The 4,861-nt window shown below is 25.5% G+C and carries 5 protein-coding genes; 4 read left to right on the forward strand and 1 reads right to left on the reverse strand.

Annotated features, from left to right (window positions below):
* Positions 1-784: ABC transporter substrate-binding protein (locus BN346_RS00010; protein WP_034437981.1), on the forward strand; the 784-nt coding region annotated here is incomplete at its 5' end.
* A 2-nt stretch (positions 785-786) separates the two neighbouring features.
* On the opposite strand, the gene BN346_RS00015 is transcribed toward BN346_RS00010, so the two are convergent.
* Positions 787-2,187 (reverse strand): hypothetical protein, encoded by a 1,401-nt coding sequence (locus BN346_RS00015; protein WP_158644414.1) that lies wholly within the window; start codon positions 2,185-2,187, stop codon positions 787-789.
* Positions 2,188-2,457: 270 nt separating this feature from the next.
* On the opposite strand from BN346_RS00015, the gene BN346_RS00020 reads away from it, so the two are divergent.
* Genes BN346_RS00020 through BN346_RS00030 form a run of 3 tightly spaced genes read left to right on the forward strand, consistent with a single transcriptional unit; the run spans position 2,458 to position 4,592 of the window.
* A complete protein-coding gene (locus BN346_RS00020) occupies positions 2,458-3,432 on the forward strand; it encodes an AIR synthase family protein (protein WP_034437986.1) in 975 nt (324 codons plus the stop codon).
* A 31-nt stretch (positions 3,433-3,463) separates the two neighbouring features.
* Positions 3,464-4,063, forward strand: coding sequence for an RdgB/HAM1 family non-canonical purine NTP pyrophosphatase (gene rdgB / locus BN346_RS00025; RefSeq protein ID WP_034437987.1), 600 nt, complete (start codon positions 3,464-3,466; stop codon positions 4,061-4,063).
* Between the two features lie 55 nt (positions 4,064-4,118).
* The gene (locus BN346_RS00030) at positions 4,119-4,592 is read left to right on the forward strand and encodes a metallophosphoesterase (RefSeq protein WP_034437990.1); all 474 of its coding nucleotides are present in this window, start codon (positions 4,119-4,121) and stop codon (positions 4,590-4,592) included.
* Positions 4,593-4,861: the final 269 nt, after the last annotated feature.

The raw sequence follows: 4,861 nt of genomic DNA on the forward strand, positions 1-4,861 counted from the left end.
AGACCCGCCAATAAATGAAAGTTTCAAATTAACAGAGCAAGATAGAACAGAGGGGTTTTTAGGAAAACAATCTGTATATATAAATTTCAATTTAAATAATAAGTCAATTAGCAACAATATAAATTTTAGAAATGCTATAAATAAATCATTGTCAAAAGAATACTTTATACAAAAAATATCTAAAGACTTTGGAGTTCCAGCAACATCTTATAGTATAGGTCAAGAGAATGAGTTTGATAAGTGTAGTGAGGTTTCATTAGCTAAAAAATACTTAAGTGAAGTTAAATACGAAAAAGATAGTGTAGTGAAATTTTTATATAAAAATAACTCAATAGAAAGAAGAATTGCAGATGACATAGCTAAAGATATAATGGAAGACTTAGATATAGGTGTGAAATTAATTTCATATGAAGAAAAAGATTTAGATAAAATATTAGAAGGCAAAGATTTTGATATGATGCTATATATTTATGATAACGAAAATACAAAAGAAGCATATTATTATCTTTGGAAAAGTGAAAATAATAAATTTGGTTTTACTGATCTACAGTATGATAAATTAATAAATAATTTAGAATCAGATGTTGATAGTAGCAAAAAAAATGAAGTGTATAAAGAGTGTGAAAAGCTACTTTTAAATAAAATTCCAGCTATACCAATATATAATTTGAACACTGTATTGTGTAGAAAGAATTTTATTGAAAATGTATATATAAATAAAAATGGATATTTAGTATTAAGTGAACTAAAAATTTCTAATGAAAAACAAAAAGAAAAATCCTGAAATCAGGATTTTTCTATGTGTCTACAAAATAAGATAACATAAAAAATCAACATATTTCTATAAGCATCAAAAGTTGATTTGCTTATATTAAAGGAATCTTTTTTTGAATTGTAAGTCATTTTTTTTGCAAATATTGGAGCCATACCATTAATTTCAGGTGTAGGTACAGATGCCATTTTGAAATGTTCCTCAGATAATAAGTTATCTGGAAGTGATGAAAAATCTTTATATCTTTCAACATCATCTAAGTTAGGACAATCAGGCCAACTTAAAACTAATCCAGATGAAATTATTTCATTTTTATAAATGTTATTAACTATAGAGTTATCACTATTTTCACCATCAGATTTTTTTGTATCATTGTGAAGTATCATAGCATATAAGTAAAGAATAGCTTCATCACAATAAATTTTATTTTCCTTTTCATAAGGATCTTTCAAAAATAAACCTTTATCATTTTGATATAACTTTTCCAAAACATCATATGCTTTTTTTCCTGCAAGTTTATATTTTTTTATATTAGTTTCTTTATATAAAATCATGCAAGTTATATACAATAGAGCTGTAGAAGATAAATTATATCTTAGCGCAGATACTGGTATATACTTTAAATTATCCAGCATTAAATCTGAAAAATCTTGAAGTAAAAATTTTGCTTCATCTATATGAGAATACTTATAAAATACAGTGAAAGCAAAACATGTTTTTATAAGCTCATCTTGAGGAACGTTATATATTTCATCTTTGAAATCAACAAACATGTTTAATATATCTAGAGAAAAATTTTTAAATTCATTCTCTTCTTTTGAATCTCCATAGCTAGAATATTTATAATAAGCAGACATAAGAAGTGCTTGAGTAGAAAAATTAAACTTATTATCTTTATCAATAAATTGATATTGGGAAACTAAAGGTTCACAAACATCAACTTTATCCACGAAGATACCTTCATTATTTCTAAGATTCAATGCATAAAATTCTAATTGCTCTCCAACTAAAGTTAAATAATAGTCTCTTAAATTGTATTTACCTTCATCAATATCATGAAAATTATCATAATAATCTACTAGTTCTAAAAGACATAATGTCATGTAAGCATTTGATGCAATATTTATTTCTTTTTTGAATTTTTTATCATTCCATACTAGTTTAGAGTCTAATGTTATAAGGTTAGCATCAGCTTTTCTATAAAGACTGATTAGTGGAGAATTTAAATCATTTATGGTATCATCAATTATGGAAAAAGATTTATCTCTAAATGCATCATTAGGAGAAGTTATTCCACAATTAGATGAAAAGACTATGTTAAATATTGATTCTTTTGATAAATGGAATAGTTGATTCTTTATGTTTTCATTATCTAAAATATTAATTCTTAGGAATGGGCCTATATACTTCAACATAACACCACCATAATAGTACTTATATTTAATAATATGATTGCAAATGGGAAAATGTGCTAAAAATAATAAAAAACTGTTTTTATATTAATAAATATAATTATTCATATTTTGTTTGAAAATTAAAATTTATGATTAGGTTTTAATAAATTGAAACGTAACAATGAAGTATTAAATTTTAAAATTTAGTGTATTTTGATTATAAGTATGTTACTTATATGGGGAGTGAAATCACGTAGATTAGTAATTGTTAATATTAAAGGAGAATTATCAATGAATATTGGAAAATTAAATTGGGATGATTTAAAAGATATAATAGATAAGAATAAGACAGTAAAAAGAGAAGAGGTTAGAGTGAGCAATGGTATTGGAGAAGATTGTGCAATAGTAAATTACGGAGAATATGAATGTGTAATATCTACTGATCCAGTAACTGGTGCTACGGAAAATATAGGCAAAATAGCAGTAAATATAAATTGTAATGATATAGCATCTTGTGGTGTTGAACCAGTAGGAATATTAGTTACTATATTAGCACCACCTACCGAAACGTTAGAAGATATAAGAAAAATAATGCAAGAAATTGATAAAGAAACTCAAAAGCTAAATGTAGAAATAATTGGTGGTCATACTGAAATTACAGATGCTGTAAATAAGACTATAGTTTCTTGCACTGTAATAGGAAAAGGTAAGAAAAACCAAGGAATATCAACAGCAGGTGCAAAGCTGAATGATGATATTATAGTAACAAAAAAATTGTGTTTGGAAGGTACATCTATATTAGTTAATGACTATGAAGAAAGATGTAAAAGAATTTTAAATGATTCAGAAATAAAAGAGGCAAAAGAATACATAAAAAGTATTAGTGTTGTAAAAGAAGGTATTATAGCAGGTCAGGAAAATGTTCATGCAATGCATGATATAACTGAAGGTGGAGTATTAGGTGCACTTTGGGAAATGGCTAAAGCCAGCAATGTAGGATTTGAAATATATAAAGAAGTAATGCCAATAAGTGATATTACTAGAAGAGTGTGTGAAGAGTTTAAAATAGATCCATTAAGATTTATTTCATCAGGTAGTATGGCTATAATGACTGCAGATGGAGAAGAACTTATTAAGAAATTAAATGAAAATGGAATAGAAGCTAAAATTATTGGTAGAATCACAAAAGAAAAAGGTGTAATTATAGAAAATAATAAAATTTTAGAAGTTGATCCGCCAGAAAGAGATGAACTTTTTAATATATAAATATAAGAAATGCAAATAAAAAGGAGAAATTATGAAAAAAATAATAGTTGCAAGTAATAATAATCATAAAATTGAAGAAATTAAAGAAATGTTAAAAGAATTAAATTTTGATGTACTAAGTTTAAAAGAAGCAAATATAAATATAGATATTGATGAAAATGGATCTACATTTATGGAAAATGCAATTATAAAAGCTAAAGCTATATATGATATATCAGACAACTCTATGGTTTTGGCTGATGATTCTGGATTAGTTGTAGAGGCTTTAAATGGTGAGCCAGGAATATATTCAGCTAGATATAGTGGTGTTCATGGAGATGATATAGCAAACAACAAGAAACTTATAGAAAAGTTAAAAGGAGTTCCTTTTAATGAAAGAAAAGCTGCTTTTGTTTGTTCCATGGCACTTATAATAGATGAAAATAACATAATAAAAGTTGAAGGAAAAGTTGAAGGGAATATAGTAGAAGATTATAGAGAAATAAAAGGTGCATTTGGATATGATCCATTATTTTATGTAGAAAAAATAAAAGCTACCTTTGGTGAAGTATCCAGTGAAGTTAAGAATTCTATGAGTCATAGAGGTAGAGCATTAGAAAAATTAAAGAAAGAATTAGAAAAAGTTAAATAAAAAGATATCATGTATGATATCTTTTTATTTAACTATATTTATTATGGAGAATAATATGATTATTGGAGTAATGAGCGATACACATGGTGAATTTATAAAAATGGATAAAGCTATGGAAAGATTAAAAGAATGCAATATTATATTTCACTTAGGGGACAATTATAAAGATGTAGAGTATTTAAAAGGAAAATATAATGTAGAGATTATAGCTATAAAGGGAAATTGTGATACAGTTAATAAACTTTCAAAAGAAAAGATATATATAGTTAATGATAAAACAATATTTTTGACACATGGTGATTGCTATAATGTTAAAAGCAATATATTGAATCTGACATATAGGGCATTTGAAGTTAATGCAGATATTGTTCTATATGGACACACACATATTCCAATTATAGATAAATTAGAAAATATAATATTTATGAATCCAGGAAGTGTAGGTAAACCTAGAAATGCACATAGTACTGCTGGAATTATAGAGATTAATGATAAAAATGAAGTAAATTGTAATATTATAGAGATATAGAATTTAAAAAAAGTAAATAAAAAAGGTTACAAATATACATAAAAACATATAAAATCTATATAAATTAGTGGGAAAATATTAAATTTTAAATGTCTGAAACCTAGATATATCAACGAGTTAGGCCGAATATATAAAAAAAATGATTTTTTTTTGTAAAAAGTGTTGACTTATTTTGAAACATAATGTAGAATAAATATTGTCGTCAGGAGCTGATAACAAAAACAACTGATGACAATGATTAAGAATTTAATCGGGGTGTGGCGCAGATG

Origin of the sequence: Clostridium ihumii AP5 (genome assembly GCF_000612845.1) — a bacterium.
Taxonomy (GTDB): Bacteria; Bacillota; Clostridia; order Clostridiales; family Clostridiaceae; genus Clostridium_J; species Clostridium_J ihumii.

Bases quoted from the DNA above. Each gene is read 5' to 3' on its own strand.
- BN346_RS00015 (WP_158644414.1), bottom strand. From the start codon at position 2,187: ATGTTGAAGTATATAGGCCCATTCCTAAGAATTAATATTTTAGATAAT.
- rdgB (WP_034437987.1), top strand. From the start codon at position 3,464: ATGAAAAAAATAATAGTTGCAAGTAATAATAATCATAAAATTGAAGAA.
- BN346_RS00030 (WP_034437990.1), top strand. From the start codon at position 4,119: ATGATTATTGGAGTAATGAGCGATACACATGGTGAATTTATAAAAATG.
- BN346_RS00020 (WP_034437986.1), top strand. From the start codon at position 2,458: ATGAATATTGGAAAATTAAATTGGGATGATTTAAAAGATATAATAGAT.